Origin of the sequence: Amycolatopsis sp. cmx-8-4 (assembly GCF_046548675.1) — a bacterium.
Classification (GTDB): domain Bacteria; phylum Actinomycetota; class Actinomycetes; order Mycobacteriales; family Pseudonocardiaceae; genus Amycolatopsis.
On record NZ_JAEBDZ010000073.1, the window covers coordinates 1 to 3,764 of the forward strand.

Genomic DNA, 3,764 nt, shown 5'->3' on the forward strand with positions numbered 1-3,764 from the left:
GACCAATCCACCAACGACGACAAAACCTCATCACACTCCGCCACCGAATCAGCGAAAGCCGCAACCTCGAACAAACCCGCACACATCCCGGCCCACTGCGTACCCTGCCCCGGGAACACGAACACCGCCTTGCCGGGATTTCCCGTCACCGCGGGAAAAACGCCCGCTCCCGGCCGGCCCGCGGCGACGTGCCGCAAGCCCGCCAGCAGTTCTTCCCGGTCCGCGCCGACGACCACCGCACGGTGGTCCAGCCGGGCGCGGCTCCGCAGCCCGGTCGCGACCGCCGCGACGGTGACGTCCGGGTGCTCTTCGACGTAGCCGGCGACCCGGGCGGCGGTCTGCTCCAGCGCGGCCGGCGTCTTGGCGGACAGGACCCAGGGCGTGACCGCCGTGGCGTCCGGCGTCGCCGGGACGTCGGCGGCGGCCGCCTGTTCGACGATCACGTGCGCGTTGGTCCCGCTGACACCGAACGCGGAGATGCCCGCGCGCCGCGGCCGGCCGGTCTCGGGCCAGGGCACCTGCTCCGTCAGCAGTTCGACCGCGCCGGCCGGCCAGTCGACGTGCGGGGTAGGCGCATCGATGTGCAGGGTCTTCGGCAGCACGCCGCGTCGCAGCGCCAAGACCGACTTGATCACCCCGGCGACGCCCGCCGCGGCCTGCGTGTGCCCGATGTTCGACTTCAGCGAACCCAGTCGCAGCGGGAACCCGTCCGGCCGGTCCTGTCCGTAGGTGCTGATCACCGCCTGCGCCTCGATCGGGTCGCCCAGCGTCGTGCCGGTCCCGTGCGCCTCGACGACGTCCACGTCGGACGGTTCGAGGCCCGCGTTGGCCAGCGCCTGGCGGATCACCCGCTGCTGCGACGGCCCGTTCGGCGCCGTCAAACCGTTGGACGCGCCGTCCTGGTTGACCGCGCTGCCGGCCACGGTCGCCAGGATCGGGTGTCCGTTGCGGCGCGCGTCAGAAAGGCGTTCCAGCAGCAGCACGGACACACCTTCGGACCAGCCGGTTCCGTCGGCCGCCGCCGCGAAAGCCTTGCACCGGCCATCAGCCGCCAACCCGCGCTGACGGGAGAACTCCACGAACGTCGACGGCCTGGCCATCACCGCAACACCCCCGGCCAGCGCCAGATCGGACTCGCCCGACCGCAGCGACTGCGCCGCCAGGTGCAGCGCCACCAGCGACGACGAACACGCCGTGTCCACCGTCACCGCCGGCCCCTCCAGCCCGAACGAGTAAGCCACCCGGCCGGAGAGCACGCTCGGCAGGTTGTTGTGGGACGAGTAGCCGTCCACGCCTTCGGCGATCAGGTCGGCGCCGATCGTGTAGCCGGTGTGGAACGCGCCGGCGAAGACCCCGGTGCGACTCCCCCGCAACGCCGTCACGTCGACCCCGGCCCGCTCGAAGACCTCCCACGCCGTCTCGAGGAAGATCCGCTGCTGCGGGTCCATCCCGAGCGCCTCGCGCGGCGAGATCTTGAAGAACGCCGGGTCGAATTCGGTCGCGGTGTCGAGGAACCCGCCGCGCCGGGTGTACGTCTTGCCCGGCAGTCCCGGCTCGGGGTCGTAGATGCCGTCGATGTCCCAGCCGCGGTCGGCGGGGAAGTCCGACAGCGCCTCGTCGCCGGCGGCGAGCAGGTCCCAGAGGTCTTCGGGCGACGCGATCCCGCCGGGCAGGCGGCACGCCATCCCGACGATCACGACGGGGTCGTCTCCCGCCCCGGGCGTCGCGGCGGCCGCGGCCGGCGCCGCGGTGCCGCCGCCGAGCTCGGCCAGCAGGAACCGGGCCAGCACCCGCGGGGTCGGGTGGTCGAAGAGCAGGCTCGTCGGCAGCCGCAGGCCGAAGTCCTTCACCAGCGCGTTGCGCAGCTGGACCGAGGTCATCGAGTCGAATCCCTGTTCGGTGAACGCGCTGTCCGGCCGGACGGCGCCCGGGTCCTGGTGCCCCAGCACCGCCCCGGCGTGGGTCACCACCGCCGCGAGCACCGCGGGTTCGCGCTCCGCCTCGGGCAGGCCGCCGAGGCGGGCAGCGAGGTCCGTACCGCCCGCCTCGGCGGCGGAGTCGCGCAGCGCGGCCCGCACCTCGGGCAGCTCGCCGAGCAGCGCGCTCGGTCGCGACGAGGTGAACCCCGGCGCGAACCGGGCCCAGTCCAGGTCGGCGATCGACACCGTCGTCTCGTCGTGCTCGACCGCGGCGACCAGCGCCGAAACCGCCAGCTCCGGGTCCATGGGGATGACGCCGAGCTGGCTCAGCCGCTCGGCGGCTCCGTCGACGGCGCCGAGCCCGGCGCCGCCCCAGGAGCCCCAGGCGATCGACGTCGCGGTGCGGCCGAGCGCGCGGCGATGCGTCGCGAGCGCGTCGAGGTAGGCGTTCGCCGCGGCGTAGGCGCCTTGACCGCCGCCGCCCCAGACGCCGGCGTTCGAGGAGATGAGCACGAACGCGTCGAGCGGCCGGGCACCCAGCACCTCGTCGAGCGTCCGCGCGCCCGCCACCTTCCCGGCGAGGATCCGGGCGAACTCGGCGGGGCCGGTGTCGGCGATGGAGCTCTGCTGGCCCACCCCCGCGGCGTGCACGACCGCGGTCAGCGGCCACTCGGCCGGGATCCCCGCGACGGCCGCGGTCAGCTCGGCGGCGTCGGTGACGTCGCACGCGGAAACGGTGACCGCCGTGCCGAGTCCTTCCAGCTCGGCAACCAGTTCGGCGGTGCCTTCGGCGGCCGGGCCGCGCCGGCTGAGCAGCAGCAGGTGTTCGGCGCCGGTGCCGGCCAGCCGGCGGGCGATCTGGCCGCCGACGCCGCCGGTCCCGCCGGTGAGCAGCACCGTGCCGTGCGGGGTCCACGAGCGGCGGCCACCGGTGGGGAGCGGGGCACGGAGGAGACGCCGGCCGAACACGCCGGTGGCGCGCACCGCGACCTGGTCCTCGTCGCCTTGGCCGCGCAGCACAGCGGGCAGCTGCCGCAGGGCGCGGGCGTCCGCCTCCGCGGGCAGGTCGACCAGGCCGCCCCACAGGCGGGGATACTCCAGCGCCGCCACCAGCCCGAGCCCCCAGGTGAGGGCCTGGTCCGGGCGCATCGGCACGTCCTCGGCGGCCGTGGCGCCGGTCGTGACCGCCCAGACGGGCGCGGTGTGGCCGGCCTCGGCGAGCGCCGGCAGCAGCGCGGCGAGCTTCGCGACGCCGGTCGGCACGGCCGGGAACCGCGAATGCGGGCGCTCGTCGAGCGACAGGAAGGAGAGAGTGCCGGCCCACGGGTCCGCGGCCTCGGCCTGCGGCACGACGACGTCGTCGCCGTCCAGTTCCAGCAGCCGGCAGTCGGCGCCTGCGGCGCGGAGCACGTCGACCGCCGACGTCACGACCTCGGCGTCGGCGAACCCGGCCGGGACGACGACCAGCCACCGGCCCGGCAGGGCGCCGACCCCGACGACGCCCAGCCGGCGCCAGTCGACGCGGTACCGCCAGGAGTCCACTGTGGATACTTCGGCCCGGCGGCGGCGCCACGCGGCGAGCGCGGGCAGCGCGGAGGCGACCGCGTCGCGTTCGCCGTCGTCGGTAAACCCGAGAACACTGGGGTCCTGCTGGTCTACGGCGTCCCAGAACAGGGTCTCGACGGGGTCGGCCACCGCCTCGGCAGCGGTGCCTTCCGGCCAGAACCGTTCGTGCTGGAACGGGTAAGTAGGCAACGGCGCATCGACGTCGAGCCTCGCCTCAGGCAACCCGAAATCGACCGGCAAGTCGGTAGCAGCGTGCACCCGCGCCAACGCCGACACCAT

At 74.6% G+C, this 3,764-nt stretch carries 1 protein-coding gene; it reads right to left on the reverse strand.

All coding sequences use genetic code 11. The features are described 5' to 3' along the window. Nucleotides 1-3,707: type I polyketide synthase (locus ACLJQZ_RS48355; protein WP_410628469.1), on the reverse strand; the 3,707-nt coding region annotated here is incomplete at its 3' end. Between the last annotated feature and the right edge of the window lie 57 nt (nucleotides 3,708-3,764).